18 protein-coding genes are annotated in these 19219 nt (G+C 41.7%); 2 read left to right on the top strand and 16 right to left on the bottom strand.

Annotated features, from left to right (window positions below):
• Nucleotides 1-37 precede the first annotated feature (37 nt).
• Nucleotides 38-2782: a transglycosylase domain-containing protein gene (locus N1I87_RS07185; RefSeq protein ID WP_327797354.1), complete on the top strand. Its 2745-nt coding sequence runs from the start codon at nt 38-40 to the stop codon at nt 2780-2782.
• Between the two features lie 151 nt (nt 2783-2933).
• Here the strand turns inward: N1I87_RS07185 and N1I87_RS07180 are convergent, their stop codons facing one another.
• From N1I87_RS07180 to N1I87_RS07105, 16 genes are all read right to left on the bottom strand, one after another.
• The gene (locus N1I87_RS07180; RefSeq protein WP_270583534.1) at nt 2934-3470 is read right to left on the bottom strand and encodes a YpoC family protein; all 537 of its coding nucleotides are present in this window, start codon (nt 3468-3470) and stop codon (nt 2934-2936) included.
• A complete protein-coding gene (gene nth, locus N1I87_RS07175; protein ID WP_040341728.1) occupies nt 3436-4122 on the bottom strand; it encodes an endonuclease III in 687 nt (228 codons plus the stop codon). The genes N1I87_RS07180 and nth overlap by 35 nt, the downstream gene beginning before the upstream one ends.
• Nucleotides 4123-4268: 146 nt before the next feature.
• The gene (locus N1I87_RS07170) at nt 4269-4958 is read right to left on the bottom strand and encodes a DnaD domain-containing protein (protein ID WP_048623546.1); all 690 of its coding nucleotides are present in this window, start codon (nt 4956-4958) and stop codon (nt 4269-4271) included.
• A gap of 319 nt (nt 4959-5277) precedes the next feature.
• Nucleotides 5278-6570 (bottom strand): asparagine--tRNA ligase, encoded by a 1293-nt coding sequence (gene asnS / locus N1I87_RS07165; RefSeq protein ID WP_048623547.1) that lies wholly within the window; start codon nt 6568-6570, stop codon nt 5278-5280.
• Between the two features lie 132 nt (nt 6571-6702).
• Nucleotides 6703-7179 carry a cell wall elongation regulator TseB-like domain-containing protein gene (locus N1I87_RS07160; RefSeq protein ID WP_341101154.1) on the bottom strand — a complete coding sequence of 159 codons (477 nt, stop codon included), beginning with the start codon at nt 7177-7179 and terminating at the stop codon, nt 6703-6705.
• Between the two features lie 13 nt (nt 7180-7192).
• Nucleotides 7193-7363 carry a YpmA family protein gene (locus N1I87_RS07155; protein ID WP_003355111.1) on the bottom strand — a complete coding sequence of 57 codons (171 nt, stop codon included), beginning with the start codon at nt 7361-7363 and terminating at the stop codon, nt 7193-7195.
• A gap of 344 nt (nt 7364-7707) precedes the next feature.
• Nucleotides 7708-10515, bottom strand: a complete 2808-nt coding sequence (gene dinG, locus N1I87_RS07150) for an ATP-dependent DNA helicase DinG (RefSeq protein WP_341101153.1) — start codon at nt 10513-10515, stop codon at nt 7708-7710.
• Between the two features lie 192 nt (nt 10516-10707).
• Entirely contained in the window at nt 10708-11091 is a 384-nt protein-coding gene (gene panD / locus N1I87_RS07145; protein ID WP_003355113.1) for an aspartate 1-decarboxylase, read from the bottom strand.
• A gap of 13 nt (nt 11092-11104) precedes the next feature.
• Nucleotides 11105-11956 (bottom strand): pantoate--beta-alanine ligase, encoded by an 852-nt coding sequence (gene panC / locus N1I87_RS07140; protein ID WP_327824226.1) that lies wholly within the window; start codon nt 11954-11956, stop codon nt 11105-11107.
• Nucleotides 11953-12792 carry a 3-methyl-2-oxobutanoate hydroxymethyltransferase gene (gene panB / locus N1I87_RS07135; protein WP_341101151.1) on the bottom strand — a complete coding sequence of 280 codons (840 nt, stop codon included), beginning with the start codon at nt 12790-12792 and terminating at the stop codon, nt 11953-11955. The genes panC and panB overlap by 4 nt, the downstream gene beginning before the upstream one ends.
• A gap of 263 nt (nt 12793-13055) precedes the next feature.
• Nucleotides 13056-14027, bottom strand: coding sequence for a biotin--[acetyl-CoA-carboxylase] ligase (locus N1I87_RS07130; protein WP_341101149.1), 972 nt, complete (start codon nt 14025-14027; stop codon nt 13056-13058).
• On the bottom strand, nt 14012-15202 hold the full coding sequence (locus N1I87_RS07125) for a CCA tRNA nucleotidyltransferase (RefSeq protein WP_341101148.1): 1191 nt from the start codon (nt 15200-15202) through the stop codon (nt 14012-14014). Before N1I87_RS07125 ends, N1I87_RS07130 begins: the two co-directional genes overlap by 16 nt.
• A gap of 13 nt (nt 15203-15215) precedes the next feature.
• Entirely contained in the window at nt 15216-16346 is a 1131-nt protein-coding gene (gene bshA, locus N1I87_RS07120) for an N-acetyl-alpha-D-glucosaminyl L-malate synthase BshA (RefSeq protein ID WP_341101146.1), read from the bottom strand.
• Nucleotides 16347-16510: 164 nt separating this feature from the next.
• Complete coding sequence (gene mgsA / locus N1I87_RS07115) at nt 16511-16915, bottom strand: methylglyoxal synthase (protein WP_048623555.1); 405 nt, start codon at nt 16913-16915, stop codon at nt 16511-16513.
• 12 nt (nt 16916-16927) lie between these two features.
• A complete protein-coding gene (gene dapB, locus N1I87_RS07110) occupies nt 16928-17728 on the bottom strand; it encodes a 4-hydroxy-tetrahydrodipicolinate reductase (protein ID WP_341101145.1) in 801 nt (266 codons plus the stop codon).
• Complete coding sequence (locus N1I87_RS07105; RefSeq protein WP_341101144.1) at nt 17715-18068, bottom strand: nucleotide pyrophosphohydrolase; 354 nt, start codon at nt 18066-18068, stop codon at nt 17715-17717. The genes dapB and N1I87_RS07105 overlap by 14 nt, the downstream gene beginning before the upstream one ends.
• A 257-nt stretch (nt 18069-18325) precedes the next feature.
• Between N1I87_RS07105 and N1I87_RS07100 the strand changes: the two genes are divergently transcribed.
• Nucleotides 18326-19198, top strand: coding sequence for a YitT family protein (locus tag N1I87_RS07100; RefSeq protein ID WP_048623558.1), 873 nt, complete (start codon nt 18326-18328; stop codon nt 19196-19198).
• The last annotated feature ends 21 nt before the right edge of the window (nt 19199-19219 follow it).

The raw sequence follows: 19219 nt of genomic DNA, 5'->3' as shown, positions 1-19219 counted from the left end.
GATTAGGTTTTTATTTTTGAAAGTGAGGAGTAAGCTTATGGCTGACCAATATAAATCACGCACAGAACGACGAAGACAGCAAAGCAAAAAACCAAAAAAGAAGCGAAATGGCGGTTCTTTGGCCAAACGTATCCTGTTATCATTGGTGATTGTCGGTCTCGTCATGTTGGTGGGCGGGATTGGAACGTTCGCCTACTTCATTAAAGACGCGCCTAAATTAAATGAATCGATGCTAAAGGACCCCATTCCTTCCAAAATTTACGACAAGGATGGACACTATATTACCTCGGTGGGATCCGAAAATCGGGACTATGTCAAATATGACGAGGTCCCCAAACTAGTGAGAGATGCGATCATTGCCACCGAAGATGCCCGTTTCTACCAACATCACGGGATCGATATTATTCGAACCATTAAAGCCATTATCAGCAATGTGACAAACGGTTATGGTTCCCAAGGCGGAAGCACCATCACTCAGCAAGTAGTCAAAAACTCATTTTTGACTCATGAAAAAACGATTAAACGAAAAGTACAAGAATGGTGGCTGGCATATCAGCTAGAACGTAAATATACAAAAGCACAAATCTTTGAAATGTACGTCAATAAAATTTATATGTCTGATGGCATATTCGGAATTAAAGCAGCGGCAAAGCATTACTTTAATAAAGATCTGAATCAATTGAATCTGACGGAAGCAGCCATGCTGGCCGGTATGCCACAAAGCCCGAATAATTACAATCCGTTTGAACATCCGGAACAAGCAGAAAAACGAAAAGATATCGTTTTATCATTGATGAAACAACACGGGAAAATTACTGAACAGCAAATGCGTCAAGCGGAAGCGGATCATGTCACTCATTATCTTGTCCCTCCATCCAAACGAAAAGTCGATACGGCGGATAACAAGTATGGTGCTTTTATCGACCTTGTCGTGGATGAAGTGAAAAACATGGGCGGCTACAACGCTTATTCCGATGGATTGAAAATTTACACCACTTTGGATCCGGATGCCCAAAGCTATGTAGAAAATATGATGAACACCAATGATGTCATTCAATATCCGGATGACAAGTTTCAAGCCGGGCTCGTTCTTTTAGATACGAAAACTGGTGAAATTCGTGCAATCGGAGGCGGAAGAAATCAAAAAGTAAGAAGAGGCTATAACTATGCTGTCGATGCCCATAGACAGCCAGGTTCTACAATTAAGCCTCTCATCGATTACGGTCCTGCGATTGAATACTTGAAATGGTCCACCTACCACCAGCTGACCGATGAGCCTTACAGCTACTCAAACGGACAACCGATTCGCAATGCCAACGGCACCTATAAAGGCCAAGTATCGATTCGAAAAGCGCTGCAATGGTCTTACAATATTCCGGCTTTAAAAACATTCCAAGCCGTCGGTCCTGATAAAGCAAGCGAATTCCTTTCCAACTTGGGAATTCATTTCGACCATATGTATGAGTCATACGCCATCGGCGGAATGGATCAAGGTCCTTCACCGCTCCAAATGGCAGGTGCATACGCGGCGTTTGGTGATAACGGTATTTACCATAAACCGCATTGTATTAAGAAAATAGTGCTGCGCGATGGCGAAACGGAAATCAAAAATCAGATTGACCCGCAAATTGCCATGAAAGACTACACCGCCTATATGGTGACGGATATGTTGAAAGACGTCGTCAAATCCGGTACAGGACAAACGGCGAATATACCTGGACTTCCTTTAGCAGGAAAAACCGGAACGACCAACTATGATGAAGAAACGCGGCAAAAGTATGGTATTCCTGATTATGCCAACAAAGATTCGTGGTTTGTTGGCTACACTACAAAATATTCAATGGCCGTTTGGACCGGCTATCCTGAACCGAATAAAAACTATTTAACTCCTGAAGAATCCAAAATTGCTCAGAAAATGTTTAAAAACGTGATGGCGCATGTTTCCTCCAATACGGAAACAAAAGACTTTAAAAAACCGAAAAGCGTTGTCGAATTGCCGATTGTAGCAGGATCCGATCCGCCACGGATAGCCAGCAAAAGCGTGCCGAGGGATAAGGTTGATTACGAATTATTTGTCCGCGGAGAAGAACCGACCCAATACTCTGATGATTCTTCAGATGACAATAACCAAGAAAAGAAAGACGATAAGAAAGAGGAGGAACAAACCGTTTCTGCACCATCTGGTTTAAGCGGACAGTACGATCCGTTAACACAAAGCATCACGTTATCATGGAATTACGATCAACCGGCCTCGTTTGAAGTGACTGCCTCTTCAAGCCAAGGCACTACGACTCAAACGACGAATGGTACGTCCATCGTGATTTCCGGCGTCCAACCTGGTTCAACTTATTCATTTTCAGTGGTGGCCATTGTAGATGGCAAACGCAGTGCACCTGCTTCTACGAGCGTAAATGTTCCAGGTGAAGAAAATTCGGATCAATCACAAGGCAATAATCAAGGCCAAGGAACGACGAATCCAAATGAGAACCCAACCGACAACAATAACGGAAATGAAAACAGTAATAACGGCATGAACGGCGGTAACAATAATAATGACAACAGCAACGGCAATAATGGCAATAGCAATAACCAAAATCCAGAGCAACCAAGTAACAACACAGGAAACGGAAACCAAAGCGGCGGTAATGGAAGCAATAACCATACACAGCCAAGTCAACCGAATCAGCCATCTACACCACCCAATCAAAATAAACAACAACCCGTTTCAGGACAATCAACGAAGGGTTCGGCTTCGACCAACAGCGTTCCGCCTAACGAATAATAGACCATGCATCCATGACCAAGGGGATTTTTCCTCTTGGTCTTTAAAATTTGATTTTCAAGAGAAATGACAAAAAAAGGACTACCCCTTCTTGCTTTTCACAATGATCTTACGTCTTCCAAGATACTGTGAAAACGAAGGAGTAGTCCTTTTACTTTGCTTCTTTTTGTTTCCGTTTTTGAATAGCAGCCATTTTAGCATATTGCTTATACTGTTCTGTAAACAGTTCATCTAATTGCCTGAAAGCAGGATAACTATTTGGCCTTTCCATAATAAATTGAAGCCGTTCAGCTCCATTTACGGGTTTAGCATAAAATCCATCCATTTTCTCTTTCCAATTGCTAAGTTCGACCGGCGCAGAATTGCTCCAAAACATCAACATAAAAAACAACGCTATTCCTGCCCTCATCTCGCTTTTAAGTACTTTTTCTCTTTTGGAGAATTTTCTTTCTAACCCTTCTCGAATTTTTTCCCATTTGTTCAATAAAATCGGAATCGATTTTTCTGGATTTTCCCAAGGGTACTCTTCTATTGGACTATTCCAATAAAAAGACAACTCAAAAAGAAAATAAGGAAATTTCTCCAGTTCTGCCGCTGATAACGGTGCTTGATTTTCATCGAACGGTTTTGAGCGCAAAAAGAAAAAATCGTCCTCAAGCTCCTTCGGTAGTTCTCTTTGCTTCTTCAAGCCCTTTCTTCCCCTTCATTCTTTTTTTTCCTTCACGGCACAAAGACAATAACGGGCATTCTTCGCATTTCGGCGATTGCGCTTTGCAGTGATACCGTCCAAAAAAAATAAGCCGATGATGAGTGATGGACCATTCCTCTTTCGGAACCTTCTTCATAAGAGTTTGTTCCACTTCCCACACACTATCTTTCCAGCGGCAAATTCCTAATCGCTTGCTCACTCTTTCCACATGAGTATCCACCGCTATGGCCGGCTGTCCGAAAGCAATCGAAACGACGACATTCGCGGTTTTCCTTCCAACTCCGGGCAATTCCATCAGTTCCTCTTTCGTTTCCGGTACTTGCCCTTGATGCTTCTCGATAAGTATTTTGCACAATTTTTGAATGTTTTTTGCCTTAGTGCGATAAAGCCCGATGGATCGAATATCTTGTTCCAGCTCCTCTAACGGAACACGAACATAGTCTTCCGGTCTTTTATATTTTTGAAATAATGATTTTGTGACTTTATTAACATGCGCATCGGTGCTCTGGGCAGACAGCACTACAGCGATCAGCAGCTCGAATGGATTTCGGTGATTCAGTTCCCCTTTCGCATTGGGAAACATTTTGGCTATTACGTCTAAACAGTAGCGAATTTGCGATTTTGTCAACATCATCGTCACCGCCTTTCTCTCTAAAAATAGACTGACCCATTGTCCGTAAGATTGTACGGATGCCGAACAAAAATACTTTTACGGTCCTGTCCCTTTACGCTCTCTTTTTAACCGTTTTGAAAATGGGCAATGATGAAAAAACATGTTTATTTCTCCAGCCAATTATAAAAAGGAACAGCTTTATGGGATTTTTTAGGTTGAGTGGTTTGTTGTTTTCCTTGTCGAAAACGCTGGCTGTATTCTCTTGCTTGATCGATGGATTGTATTCCTTGTTTTTTCCATTCAAACAAAATTCGATCAATATAGCGGAAATTCAATTTCCCTGATATGACCGCTTCTCGAAGAGCCGCTTTAATCATGACGGGAGTATGGCCGTCTTGATCGATCCAAATCGCAAGTGTTTCACACTCTAACGGCGAAAGGGGTCTGCCGAATTCCTGCTCAAAGCAAGAGTACAAATCTTGCTCATGATCCCATGTTTTTTGAAGCTCTTCTTTTCTTTTTTCCATCAATAGGACATCCAAAAATTTTTCCCAAAGCGGCTGCAAAGAATACCTTTCGTAGCCGGGCTTTTCTCCTTCTTCAATGGCAATATATTGCATTTGAACAAGTTTTCGCAGTATACGTGCGCATTCTGCTGCAGAAATGGTCATTGTATCCGAAATTTCTTCCGGCGTAGGAAAGTGGATTCCTTTTTCTATGAAACGGTTTAACTGCAAAAGCAACACCAATTCTGTTTCCGTCAAATTCAATCTCGTATAATGGGTAAGAAGCAACTTGGAAACATTCACCGTTCCTTCTTCCAACCAAAATTTCATCAGCTCTTTTTGATCCATTTCGGACACCTCAATCAATAGTATAGCATGGGGATAGCAGAAAGAGAATGTAAATCCCCCTGCAACATGATGTCATAATGTAAAACGTTTTTCCATTCGATCGCTTTCTTCTCTTCATCCGCGTGCTGGCTATATATGTAGGCCTGCTCACCTGAAAATCACAAATGAAAAAACCACATCATCATAAAATGAAAATGTGGTTTCTCATCACAGTCAGCATTTCTAAAACTCCCATTTCTTCAATGGAGCATAAAGAAATGCTGACAGCCTTCTCTTTCATTCAGACTGATATTTTAAGATGGATGATCTTTTTGTTCCATTAAGGATACAAACGATTCAGCAAGCGTGGGAACGGAATCGTTTCACGTACATGTTCCACTCCGCTAATCCACGCAACTGTTCTTTCCAATCCTAGACCGAACCCTGAATGAGGGACAGAACCGTATTTTCTCAAGTCCAAATACCATTGATAAGCATCAAGCGACAAGTGATATTCTTCGAGGCGTTTCTTTAACAGATCATAATCATGAATTCTTTCTGATCCGCCAATAATTTCACCGTATCCTTCCGGTGCGATTAAATCAGCGCACAGAACTACTTCGGGTCGGTTAGGGTCAGGCTGCATATAGAAAGGTTTTATTTTAGCCGGATAATGAGTGATAAAGACCGGTTTTTCAAAGTGCTCGGCAATAGCGGTTTCATGGGGTGCCCCAAAATCTTCTCCCCATTCAATGTCTTGAAATCCTTTTTCATGAAGAAGTTCTATCGCTTCATCGTATGTAATGCGTGGGAAAGGCGCTTGCACTTTTTCCAGTTTGCTCGTATCTCTTTCTAAACGTCCTAATTCCAATTGACAATTTTTCAGCACGGATTGAACGATATAGGATACATATTGTTCTTGCAATTTCAAACTGTCTTCATGCTCATAAAAGGCCATTTCCGGTTCAATCATCCAAAACTCAATAAGATGGCGGCGTGTTTTCGATTTTTCAGCCCGGAACGTAGGACCAAAAGAAAATACTTTTCCAAAAGCCATCGCGGCTGCTTCCATATAAAGTTGGCCGCTTTGAGACAGATAGGCGTCTTCGTCAAAATATTTTGTATGGAAAAGCTCCGTTGTTCCTTCCGGTGCACTTCCTGTCAAGATCGGCGGATCAATCTTCACAAAACCTTTCTGATTAAAAAATTCGTATGTAGCTCGAATAATCTCGTTACGGATTTTCATAACGGCATGTTGTTTCCGCGACCGGAGCCATAAATGGCGGTGATCCATTAAAAATTCTGTTCCATGTTCTTTAGGGGTGATCGGATAATCGACTGCCTCATGGATCACTTGAATGTCTTTCACTTGTAACTCATAACCAAATGGAGACCGGGCGTCTTCTCGAACAATTCCTGTTACGTAAAGCGACGTTTCCTGTGATAAAGATTTCGCTTTTTGAAAGACTTCTTCCTCCACTTCGTTTTTCACTACGACTCCTTGAATAAATCCCGTTCCATCACGCAATTGCAAAAAAGCAATCTTTCCGCTGGAACGTTTATTTGATAGCCAAGCACCAATGGTTACTTCTTGGCCAATATATTGACTCACTTCTGAAATTGTACTTTTCATGTATACATTCCCTCCAAGCAGTACCACAACGTTCAAATCCATTCGCTCTCTATTATACATTTCCCACTTCAGTCAATCAATGGTGCCTGACCCCCTTCACGCTTTAAAGCGTAAAGGGGGTCAGGCACCGCCTTAAATATTAGTCATTTTCTTCCACCATTTGCCGTTTTTGAAAAGGACATAGTAATAATTTAAGTCCCCTTCTTTATCCAAATAAGCCATTTCCCATACCGGTCCGACTTCTTCCATGCCGAGATGCACAGATAAAAGTTTGGCCGGTTTCTCATCTTGATATAGTTTATCTATCGCTTTTTGTTCGGAAATCCCATTCGAATATTTGTCATATAGGATTTTATCTTTTCGCTGTTTCGGAATCCAAGCTACCATTTTTTCATGCTTTTTATTTTCGCCGATCAGCACATAATACGTTTTCTTACTGTTGTATAAATAGAATTTATCCACAGTCAAAATGATTCCGTGGTCTTTGGCTACTTTCAAAGCTTCTTCTTCCGCTTTTTGATAAGGCTTTTTAGCACTTGCATAAATATAGATGGAAAAGGCTAAAACCACCACCGCTATAATTGCGATTATCATCATAACTTTTTTCATAGTATCACTTCATTCAGGTACGATATATTGTAAAAACAGCTTTTTTCGGATCGTTTGGATCCAACGCCAATCCGAACATTAAATCTTTTCGCTTTAATGTTCGATTCAAAGCATCGACAATTTTGTACAAATCGGGATGATAATTAATCATCACTGTCTGCAGAACCTCAATTTTGCTCTCCATTCGAAACCTCCAATACTTTTTTGCTTTTCGAAAGAAGTGGTCTCGAACCGAACGAAAGACACACTCTTCCAGCGACACCGCAAGCGATTGTTTATTCCGAATACCATTATAACAAGAATCTTGAAAAAATCAGTAACCAATATTCATAAAAAATGTCGGCCATTGCACTTTGCATGGCGGATCTTCGTTCAAGACCATGAAACGGCAATACTGCCCATCGTTCCATTTACCCTTCAAGGTGTTCACGCGGAATTCTCTATTATCCGTCCTCCACCGAATAAAAGAATCCTCCCGCGAGCATTACGGGGGTTTTTCTCTTCAGCTTGACGCTCCAAAAGCCTTTTTTAAAGCCAATCTTCAATGACTTGAATGACTTCCGGCAAGGAAGCATGGAGAATGGGTACTTTCGGAATCGATTGTATAAACGCTTTTCCATATCGAGCCGTAGTGATTCTACGGTCAAATACGATAATGATTCCCCGATCTCGCTCTGTTCGAATCAACCTGCCAAAACCTTGTTTAAAACGAATGACCGCTTGCGGGAGAGAAGAATGGTAGAACGGATTTTTTCCTTCTGCTCTGAGTGCCTCTCCTTTTGCTTGAAAGAGCGGATCGTCCGGAGGAGTGAAAGGAAGCCGAACGAGAACCAAGCAAGAAAGATCTTCTCCCGGAATATCAACCCCTTCCCAAAAACTGCTAGTGCCAAAAAGAATCGCCTTTTCGAATTTTTGAAAGTGGCGAGTCAATCTCACTTTACTTCCATTCGTAATTCCCTGGGCAATTAAAACAAAATCTTCGAGGAGTCCGCTTTCCTTCATCAAAAGATACGTATTCTTCAACATATCATAGGATGTAAAAAGAACAAGCATCCTACCATTCGTAGCTTGCGCGACAGCACTTAAATAATCCGCCAATACTTCCACGTATTTCTCGCTCGTTACATCCTGAATTTCAGGAACATCATTAGGAATGATCAGCTTGCAATTTTTTTCATAATGAAACGGGGAAGGAAAGATGGCTTGTCGAAACCTTTTTTCCGGAATCCCTAGTTCCTCAGCGAAATGTTGGAATGAACGATTTACCGATAAAGTGGCGGATGTAAAAATGACGCTTTTTTTCCCATAGATAAATTGTTCCATCCGGATTCGATCTAAGCCGGCGGGACGGCACTTAATTTTCAAATGATTTTGCGGCATTCGGACATCGCCTTCCATCCAAATGACAGCCGGCTGCTTCGATCCTTCTATTATTACATTCTTGAGATCGTTCATCCACTTTTTCCAGCTTTCAAGCAAGTCATACAGCTTTTCGATCATCGCCGCTTCATCCAAAGTCAAGTCTGTTTCCAGCTTTTTGGCCAACATTAGTCTTTCTTGCAAACTATGATGAATCATTTTCATCAATTCATACAATCTTTCGGTTGAATAGTGTAATTCTTTCCAATATTTCATTTTTCGTTCTTGTTCGCCAACTCGAATCTGTACTTTATTCCAACTGTTAGACTTCTTTTTCGCCAAGTGAAGGAAAAAGGCGGAAGCGGCATTCATCCATTCGTTCATTTCAAAAGCAATTTGGTGTAAATCATGATCGGTTTCAAAGAAATGAATCGTTGCCTCTTTTCCGTGCTTTTTCAGCAATTCTTCGCATTGAAAGAACAGTTGTTTTTGCTCCATCGTTCCGATCTGTTGATACATCCATTTCAATGCTCGCAAATCTATTTCAGTTCCCATCTGGTCTCCGAGTACATTCCCGAAATGATGGGCTTCATCTATAATGACTTGATTGTAATCAGAGATCAAATTTTGATCAGAAAACAAGTCTTTTGCCAATATGGCATGGTTGGTCACGACAATATCGGCTTGTTGCGCCTGTTTTCTCGCATGCAAATAAAAATCTTTTTCCACCCAAGGGTTTTTGGAGCGGTTCAAAAATATATCTTCTTGCTTAATGCGAGCCCAATATAGTTCACCGCCGGAGGATAAATTCAATTCATTTTTGTCCCCGGTGGTCGTTTCCGTCAGCCAAACCAAAATCTGCATCTTAGTCAACGCTTCATCGTAATTGCTCGTTTCGTCGTTCAGGCTATTTTCAAATTGAAACAAGTCAATATAATGGCTGCGTCCTTTTAAAACGGCCGTTTGAACGGAAAATGGCAATATCGCCTTCAATAGCACCAAATCCTTATTCATCAGCTGTTCTTGAAGTACCGTTGTGTACGTGCTAATCACAATCGGCACCTTATGCTGTTTACTGTAAAAAGCGGCAGGCAATAAATAAGCAAGCGATTTCCCGATCCCTGTTCCCGCTTCAATGAAAGCATGATTCGAAGAGTCCAGCGTTTCATAAACGCAATCCATCATTTCAAATTGAGCTTCTCTTATTTGAAACTGGGGGAATTCTTTCATATATTCTGCTTTTTCATTGGGAGAAGAGGGATACATCACGTCGTAGAGAAGGTCTTCTCTTTTTTGTATTTTTTTCTTTTTCAAAGCGATATTTCGATAGACTTCCAAATCTTCCGGCAAAGACTCGATCGATTGTTCTTTTTCATCCAACACCGCTTGTATAACCGTGGAAATATCCGATTTTAAATGAGAAGAAAGCTGATGCAATTTTTTTAGCGTGACATACGGCAATGACTTCAGCTTTTTCAACATCAAAAGTAAAATTTCCGCCGTCACATAAGCATCGCTGTCAGCTTGGTGGGGCCTAGAATGCAAAACTCCCAGTTCTTCCGCCAAATCGGACAGCTTATAACTGTCTTGCGTGGGGTACAGAAATCTGGCCAACTCCACCGTGTCTACTGTCTGCCCGTTAAATAGCGGAAAGTTCGCTTTTTCCAATTCTGTTTGTAAAAACGTTAAATCAAAAGCGGTATTATGAGCAACAAAAATCGAATGATCCAAAAGCGGACGAATATTTTGAGCAGCTTCTGAAAACAGCGGTGCTTGTTTTACCAGATCCTCGTGAATTCCCGTCAATTCTTCAATAAAGGCGGGAATGGCCGTCTCCGGGTTGATAAAGGTTGTATATTGATCAATAATCTGCTCATGCTCAATAATCACCAGGGATGCTTGTATAATTCGATCCCCTTTTTTCGGAGAATTTCCCGTTGTCTCTAAATCAACTACTACAAATCGTTGTGGTAACATCTAAGAGCACACCTTTTTTCTAAAGTGAAACTTGCCAATCTTTTTTCAAGTTTACCACAAGAATTCCGATGATGTCAGTCATATGTCCGCAAAATAAAAAGGCCGGCCCCCTCCATCAAGAAATAGGATAGAATCAAAGATCTCCTATCTAATGATTTTAAAAGGGGCCAACCCACTATTTCATGTCAAAAACTATAAAATGGTCGCTTCTTTTTCGCCGGTGATCAATTGGGCGATCCGGTTATTCTCATCCATAATAGCGATTTTCGGTGAATGTTCCTTGACTTTCTCTTCTGGAACTAAAACGTAGGAAATAATAATGACCGTGTCCCCGGGCTGAACAAGTCTTGCCGCCGCCCCATTTAGGCAAATGACTCCGCTCCCTCTTTTACCCGGGATAACGTACGTTTCTAGTCTTGCACCATTATTATTGTTCACGACCTGCACTTTTTCATTAACAGCAATTCCAACTGCATCCAATATGTCTTCATCGATGGTAATGCTGCCGACATAATTTAAGTTGGCTTCTGTAACAGTGGCGCGGTGGATTTTGCTGTTCATTAATGTACGAAACATTTTTGTTTCCCCCTTAACGAGACAAATCTAGTATCACATTATCAATCAATCGTGCTGACGCAAATTGTACGGCTGTGGCAATGATCACTTTTCCTTTTATTCTTTCGAGTGGATCCAATTCAGGGAAAGAAAGGACTTCCACATAGTCGATTTCTCCGCTCGTATTTTGGCGAATATGATCGGATACCAATCGGACGATTTCCGCAGGATCATCTACCCCATTCTCGACGGCTTTTTTTCCTTTCAGCAGCGCTTGATAAATTTCGGGAGCTTCCTTCCGCTCTTGTGCGGATAAATACGTGTTTCGGGAACTTTTAGCCAAACCGTCTTCTTCCCGAACCGTTTCTACGCCGATGATGTCGATCGGAAAGTTTAAATCCGCCACAAATCCTTGAACAATCGCAAATTGCTGTGCATCTTTCAATCCGAAATAAGCTCTATCCGGCATTGTAATATGAAACAGTTTAGTGAGAACGGTAACGACGCCGTCAAAATGTCCTTTTCTAGTACGTCCGCACAAAACATCTTTTCGTTTTTTGACGTTCATTTGAACGATAGATTCTTCAGGGTACATTTCTTCCACAGACGGGTGAAAGAGCACATCAACGCCATTGTCTTCAGCCAGTTTTCGGTCACGGTCAAAATCGCGAGGATACCGCTCAAAATCTTCATTCGGGCCAAATTGAATAGGATTCACAAAAATGCTCATCACTGTCAGATCATTTTCTGCAGTCGCTTTTTTCACAAGCGATAAATGCCCTTCATGCAGATAGCCCATCGTTGGAACAAAACCAATGGTCTTCCCGTTTCGTTTTTGCTCGGAGAGGAATTCTTGGATGTCTTTTATTTTTGTAAAAACTTTCATGAGCGTTCTCCTCCATACAAATGACTAAGCTCTTCCTGCTTCATCGTAAAAGAATGATCTCGATCAGGAAATTCGCCTTTTTTTACTTCTTTTACATAATCTTTGATCCCTTTTCTCGCCGCTTCATTCAAATTTTCATACGGCTTTACAAATTTCGCTAATCGATCGACCCCATACTGTAGAACATCGTGGTAGACAAGAACCTGCCCGTCTGTTTCACTGCCGGCTCCGATCCCGATCGTCGGAATCGTCAGTTCTTTTGTCACCTCTTCTGCCAGCTGATAAGGAACACATTCCAATACGATCATAAAAGCGCCTGCCGCTTCAATTTGTTTCGCGTCTTTTATTAATTTTTTCGCTTGATCCGCCGTTTTTCCTTGAACTTTATAGCCACCCAGTACTCCGACAGATTGAGGGGTCAGCCCAATATGCCCGACCACCGGTATACCCGCTTTCATCAAGGCAGCAACGGATTCAGCTATTTCTTCTCCGCCTTCCATCTTAACGGCTTGTGCACCCGCTTCTTGCATAATTCGTCCTGCCGCTTTCAAAATTTCTTCACGGGAAAGATGCGCCGTTAAAAACGGAAGATCCGTCACGACAAAAGTATCTTTTGCTCCTCGTTTTACCGCTTTTGTATGGTGGATCATATCTTCGAGAGTGACCGGCACAGTCGAATCGTATCCCAGCACCACCATACCAAGAGAATCGCCGACGAGCAAAATGTCGGCTCCAGCCTCTTCCGCCAATTTGGCAGACGGATAATCATAGGCCGTAATCATCGCAATTTTTTCATGATTTTGCTTCATCTTCAAAAAATCAGCGGTCGTTTTCACGTTCCCATCCTCCTTTTTATTGGGAAGGGGACGAAACAGAAGACTTACTGCAAAATAAAAAGCCCTTCGACAGAAGGACTCGTTTTCCACTTATTTGTTTCGACCCTCTGTCCCTGTCACTATGGATCAAGGCAGACAAACATTTTATTGATTTACGCAAGGTGCAGTTCGCGTCTTGGATACTGCCCATTCAAATTATACCAAAAATACGCAACTCTTGCCTACCAAAACATCTCGGCCAATCAGACGGTAAATATCACTCTTTAAATTTCGATATCTGCAGAATAGATGTTGCGTATCGTTCCATTCGCATCCTGAAGCTGCAATACTCCTTCATCGGTGATGCCAAGAGCTTTTCCTGTTATCACTCCTGTAATCGTTCTCGCCTTTATATGTTTTCCGATGGATATGGCATATTGTTCCCACAACGCTTTAATGGGAGCAAACCCTTCATTTAAATAGAGATCGTAATACTGTTCAAGCTTTTCTAAAATCCTTTGAATTAACTTCGGTCGGAAGACTTTTTCGCCTTTTTCTATGGCAAGACTGGTGGCAATATTCTTTAACTCATCCGGGAATTGCAATTGATTGACATTCATGCCGATTCCGATAATGATCGCATAAATTTGGTCAGCGTTCGCTTGAAGTTCTGTTAAGATCCCCGTCATTTTTTTCCCGTTGATTAAAATGTCATTAGGCCATTTGATTTTCGGCTGCAAACCGGTTATCTCTTCAATGGCTTCCACAATAGCAACAGCCGTCAGAAGGGTAAATTGCGGAGCTTGTTGGGGAGGCAGTGTTGGCTTCAGAATAATGCTCATCCAAATTCCTGATGATTTGGGCGAATACCATTCTCTTGTCATGCGTCCACGCCCGGCCGTTTGTTCTTCCGCGATCACGACTGTCCCCTCCGGACAACCTTCCTGAGAAAGGCGGTGAGCTTCTATTTGAGTAGAATCAACCGTTTCCTTATGGACAATCTTTCTGCCCATAAATCTTGTCTTGAGCCCAAGAAGAATTTCATTGGCTGTCACTTTGTCAGGCATGCTGATGATACGGTAACCCTTTTTGCGAACGGCTTCCAATTCAAATCCTTCTTTCCGAAGTTCTTCCATATGTTTCCATACCGCAGTTCTTGAACACCCAATGATGTCAGCAAGTTCTTGGCCGGAAAGAAACTCACCTTCGGCTTTCGAAAATGCTTCTAACAGCTTCGTTCTTACAACCGATTGCACCTCTTCAGCCACTCCTTTATTTTTTCTTTCTCATTTATCGTTTTTTGATCTAAAACGGCTTTCTCGATCTCTTCCAGACAGGCTCTCAGCCATGGTCCCGGCTTTTTTTGAAACCACATGCATAAGTCATAACCGTTTACGCTTAGTTCTTTTCGATGTTTGATAGGAAGATTCTCATAAAGAGTCTGAATTTGTTCCGTCATATCTTCATCTTGGTAAAGGACAGAATGAACTTTTTCAACATCGACGGCAACGGAAAGTCCCGCATCGTATACATCCCACTGCGTCCATGGTGTTTCTCGCCTTTTTTTCATCCAAGTCAACCCGCTTAACAAATATTTTATCGTTTTGGAAGGGAGTTTCCATGCTTTCAAAAACTCGACAGGTTTATCCCCGGAAACCAAAACAGCAATTAAAAGCCACATTTGCTGTAGCGTTAAAGAAGTGCAGTCAATGGTCAACATTTTTTCCAGCTCTTTTTCGTTTGATTCAAGACCAGGCAAGTAAATATACAATCCCGTTTCCAGTAATAACTCCAAACCTTTTTTTCGGAAGCGCCCTGAAATGAGTTTTTCAAACTCATTCCGTTTTCTTTCCACCGCAATATGCTGCATTAAACCAGCATTGCGGCATATGGCCGTAAATACGCCGTCTTCCAAATCAAACCCAAGCTGGCTGGCAAATCGGGCCGCTCTCATCATCCTAAGAGCATCTTCTGAAAATCGTTCTTCCGCCTTACCCACAGTGACGATCTGACGGTGTCGGATTGCTTCCTTACCATTAAAAGGATCCACTACTCTCCCAGTGCGGTCCATCGCCATAGCGTTCATCGTAAAATCTCTTCTCTTTAAATCTTCATATAAAGACCGTATAAAAACGACTTTTTCCGGCCGGCGAAAATCTTTGTAGTCCGATTCTGCCCGGAAGGTTGTCACTTCATATCCTTCGCCATTGTGAAGGACTAAAACAGTCCCGTGTTCAATTCCCACGTCCACTGTATTTGGAAAAATTTCTTTCACTTCTTCAGGCAAAGCAGATGTGGCAATATCAATATCGCTGATCGGCCTTCCTAAATAATAGTCGCGGACGCATCCCCCGACAAAATAGGCTTCATAGCCAGCCTGCTCCAATCTTTCCAACAAAGGAACAGCCTTTTGAAAAAGTGTGTCATTCATTTTTTTCACCTGCCTAGTCTTGTTGAAGCAAACTCAAATAGATGGATTCATAACGGTTGACAATTTTCTGTGAATAAAATTTTTGTTTGACCGTTAAAACCGACCTTTCAGAAAATTGCCTGTGAATTTCGCTGTTTTCCAAAAGGTACAGAGACTTTTGGACGATATCCGCAAGATCTCCCGGCTCACAAATAAACCCGTTCACGCCGTTTTGAATCACTTCCGGAATTCCGCCGACATTGGTTCCGATGCAAGGAACTCCGCACGCCATTGCCTCCAACAACGCCAGCCCGAAACTTTCTTTTTGAGAAAGCAAAAGCATTAAATCACTGATAGAGTATAGTTCTTCTAAATTATCTTGTTTTCCTAAAAAGAAAACTACCTCATCCAAACCTAAATCGCTGACTAATTTACTCACGACCGTCATTTCCGGTCCGTCTCCGACAAGAAGAAGTTTCGCAGGCATCTTCTCAAAAATGCGGGCAAATACCTTAACAACATCCGGCACCCGTTTGATGGATCGAAAATTGGAAACATGGATAATCACTTTTTCATCAGAGCGAATTCCGTACTCTTCCTTCAGATGGCTGGATGAAATCTTTTTAAAAATTCTTTCGTCGATAAAATTATAAATGGGAATGATCTCCTTTTCCGGCTGGATCAATTGATATGTTTCCTGAACAAGTGCATTGGAAACCGCTGTGACAGCATCAGAACGTTCGATGCCAAAACGGATAGCATCGGTTAAAGAAGGGTCATAGCCTAAAACAGTAATATCCGTACCATGCAATGTAGTGACGATTTTACTGTTTGATCCGGCCATTTGCTTCCCTAGTATGGCACAAACCGCATGAGGGATGGCATAGTGAACGTGAAGAATATCCAATTTTTCTCTCCGCATGACTTCGGCCATTTTACTAGATAATGCGATATCATATGGCGGATATTGAAAAACAGAATACTGGCTCACTTCCACTTGATGAAAATAAATATTATGATACATTCGGTTCAGACGGAAAGGGACACTCGAAGTAATAAAATGAATTTCATGCCCTTTTTCTGCCAAAAGTTTACCGAGTTCTGTCGCCACAACTCCTGAACCGCCAACTGTTGGATAACAAGTGATTCCAATTTTCAACCTCATTTCTTGCCCCCCCTTCCTTTTTCGCGAAATGGCCGCCGATTTCCATCATCGATCGGCGGCTAGGCGATTGTACTGGTTTCATCCTAATGAAAAAAACCCTTTTTTCTTGTCCTTCTAGTTGGATGGAAGAAGAAAGGACGACACTCGCAACGGCGTTTTTCCTATCAATGCTTGTTTCTATATAAATTGCGCCAATCGATGTCTCCTTTTTCAAGACCTCTAATCAAAACTTCGCCTGTTCCCATATTGGTCGCCAGCGGTACGGAATAAACATCACAAAGCCTGATCAATGCAGAAACATCAGGTTCATGAGGCTGGGCCGTTAAAGGATCCCGGAAGAAAAAAACTAAATCCATTTGATTCTTGGCAATCATCGCTCCAATTTCTTGATCCCCTCCAAGAGGACCTGATTGAAAACGATGAACTTTAAGCCCCGTTGACTCTTGAATTCTTAAGCCTGTCGTGCCGGTGGCGTACAAAGTATGTTTTGCAAACGTATCACGATAAGCCAGGACGAATTTGACCATATCGTCCTTTTTCTTATCGTGAGCGATCAATGCGATATTCATCTCACATTGCCCCTATTCCAAAATATTTTCAAGCCCATAGACAAAATCATTTAATTTCGTAACGGTTTCGACGCTTACTTTTACCCCCGACATAAAAGAAGCACGATTGTAGGAATCATGGCGAATCGTCAGTGTTTGTCCTTCCGCCCCAAACATAACTTGCTGATGCGCAATCAAGCCCGGAAGACGTACGCTGTGAATATGCATTCCATCGATATTGGCGCCTCTTGCCCCTGAAATGGTTTCTTTTTCATTTGGATGTCCTTGCTGTTTTTGCTCCCTGACAGTTGAAATCATTTGAGCGGTTTTCACAGCTGTTCCTGAAGGCGCATCCAATTTCTGATCATGGTGAAGTTCAATAATTTCAACATCTGAGAAATATTTGGCAGCCATTTGTGAAAATTTCATCATAAGTACAGCACCTATGGCAAAGTTAGGTGCGATAATGCAGCCAATTTGCTTCGAATTGGCAAGTTCTTTTAACTCTTTCAGTTGTTCTTCTGTAAATCCAGTTGTTCCGACAACCGGACGCACTCCATATTCAAGCGCCCTTTTGGTATGTAGGAATCCGGCTTCCGGAACCGTTAGATCAATCCATACATCAGCTTTTGTTTTTTGCAAGCATTCATCTACATCGTTGTATACCGGTACATCGATTCCTTGAAAACCTTCTAATTCACTTAGCAGAATGCCATTATATTTATGATCCAAGACAGCTTTCAGTTCAAAATGATCCGTGCGTTGAATAAGCTGAACGGCTTCACGTCCCATTCTCCCTCTCGGACCCGCTACAATGATTTTAATGGTTTCCATTATCCGATTCCTCCTCTGCTTTGATTTTTGTCCAACGGTCTTTATCTCTCGTTTGAAATTTATTCATCACAACATCATGCGCTTGTTCCAAATCAATATGTAAAGAATTCGCCAAACAAACAAGAACGAATAATAAATCACCCAGTTCTTCTTCCACTGTCTTTGCTTGTTCACTTGGCTTTTTAGGTTTCTCTCCGTAATAATGATTGATTTCTCTGGCCAGTTCACCAAGCTCTTCTGTTAATCGAGCAAGCATGGCTAAAGGACTGAAATAGCCTTCTTTAAACTGGCTAATATATTGGTCCACTTCTTCCTGAATTTGGGCCATCGTTTTCCTCATTTTTTACCGCCTCACTTTCTCCTTCCATGTTAGCTAATTCCTATTCTATTTACAATCTATTTCTATCTCCCAATACGTCATTGAATGAAATCGCTTAAGAGGTGATACAGGATAAAATTGCTTGTTTCTTTCGCTTTCTATATAATAGTTTCGATGTCTGCACTGCCTTTTCCATCGTTCTAATATTCGTCTTGGCAATATGGATTGAATCTTTTTTCTGACACTATACGTTACCATCATGTTAAGGAGGTTCCATGATGATTTTGGGGCTGAAAATAAAAAATATTTTATTCATTTGTATAGGAGCCGCCATCTATGCTTTTGGCTTAGTGCATTTCAATATGGAGAACAACTTGGCAGAAGGCGGCTTTACCGGGATTACGCTGATTTTATACAATTTGTTTGGCATTGATCCCTCCTATACAAACTTATTCTTAAACATACCTGTTTTCATCATCGGATGGAAACTTTTGGGAGGAAAAACATTCCGATACACGATTATCGGTACACTCGCCCTTTCCTTATTTTTATGGATCTTCCAACGCTTTCAGTTAAATATCCCTCTTCATCACGATCTTCTTTTAGCCGCTCTGTTTGCGGGAGTGTTTATTGGGATCGGGCTTGGCATCATCTTTCGATATGGCGGAACGACAGGCGGAGTCGACATTATTGCGCGGCTTGTCAATAAATACACCCATATCTCCATGGGAAAAACCATGTTTGTTTTTGACGCGTGCGTGATCATCGCCTCTTTGTTGACATATATCAATTACAGGGAAGCGATGTACACCCTCGTGGCCGTTTTTGTCAGCGCTAGAGTGATCGATTTTATGCAAGAAGGTGCGTATACAGCAAGAGGCGCATTCATTATTTCTGAAAAAAACGAAGAAATTGCGCATAAGATTTTGGAAGAAATGGACAGAGGCGTCACCGTGTTCAAGGGGCATGGATTTTTTACAAAGAAAGACAGAAACGTACTATATTGCGTTGTAGCCAAAAATGAAATTATCCGCTTACGCAATATTATCACATCCGTCGATCCCCATGCATTTGTTTCTGTCGTGGAAGTTCATGAAGTTCTCGGGGAAGGATTTACGCTTGATGAAAATAAAAAGCCGCTTGAAGAATGAAGCACTCACCAACTGAATAGA

Source organism: Bacillus sp. FSL W8-0102 (assembly GCF_038007225.1).
Classification (GTDB): domain Bacteria; phylum Bacillota; class Bacilli; order Bacillales; family DSM-4216; genus Bacillus_O; species Bacillus_O smithii.
The sequence above is the reverse complement of the archived record's forward strand: the minus strand, read 5'-3'. Positions and strand labels throughout refer to the sequence as shown.

Excerpts from the sequence above, each read along its gene's own strand:
- N1I87_RS07100 (WP_048623558.1), top strand. The coding sequence starts at position 18,326 with ATGATTTTGGGGCTGAAAATAAAAAATATTTTATTCATTTGTATAGGA.
- N1I87_RS07125 (WP_341101148.1), bottom strand. The coding sequence starts at position 15,202 with ATGAATGACACACTTTTTCAAAAGGCTGTTCCTTTGTTGGAAAGATTG.
- nth (WP_040341728.1), bottom strand. The coding sequence starts at position 4,122 with ATGTTGACAAAATCGCAAATTCGCTACTGTTTAGACGTAATAGCCAAA.
- panD (WP_003355113.1), bottom strand. The coding sequence starts at position 11,091 with ATGTTTCGTACATTAATGAACAGCAAAATCCACCGCGCCACTGTTACA.
- N1I87_RS07105 (WP_341101144.1), bottom strand. The coding sequence starts at position 18,068 with ATGAGGAAAACGATGGCCCAAATTCAGGAAGAAGTGGACCAATATATT.
- dapB (WP_341101145.1), bottom strand. The coding sequence starts at position 17,728 with ATGGAAACCATTAAAATCATTGTAGCGGGTCCGAGAGGGAGAATGGGA.
- mgsA (WP_048623555.1), bottom strand. The coding sequence starts at position 16,915 with ATGAATATCGCATTGATCGCTCACGATAAGAAAAAGGACGATATGGTC.
- panC (WP_327824226.1), bottom strand. The coding sequence starts at position 11,956 with ATGAAAGTTTTTACAAAAATAAAAGACATCCAAGAATTCCTCTCCGAG.
- N1I87_RS07185 (WP_327797354.1), top strand. The coding sequence starts at position 38 with ATGGCTGACCAATATAAATCACGCACAGAACGACGAAGACAGCAAAGC.
- asnS (WP_048623547.1), bottom strand. The coding sequence starts at position 6,570 with ATGAAAAGTACAATTTCAGAAGTGAGTCAATATATTGGCCAAGAAGTA.
- N1I87_RS07155 (WP_003355111.1), bottom strand. The coding sequence starts at position 7,363 with ATGGAGAGCAAAATTGAGGTTCTGCAGACAGTGATGATTAATTATCAT.
- bshA (WP_341101146.1), bottom strand. The coding sequence starts at position 16,346 with ATGAGGTTGAAAATTGGAATCACTTGTTATCCAACAGTTGGCGGTTCA.
- N1I87_RS07170 (WP_048623546.1), bottom strand. The coding sequence starts at position 4,958 with ATGGATCAAAAAGAGCTGATGAAATTTTGGTTGGAAGAAGGAACGGTG.
- N1I87_RS07160 (WP_341101154.1), bottom strand. The coding sequence starts at position 7,179 with ATGAAAAAAGTTATGATGATAATCGCAATTATAGCGGTGGTGGTTTTA.
- dinG (WP_341101153.1), bottom strand. The coding sequence starts at position 10,515 with ATGTTACCACAACGATTTGTAGTAGTTGATTTAGAGACAACGGGAAAT.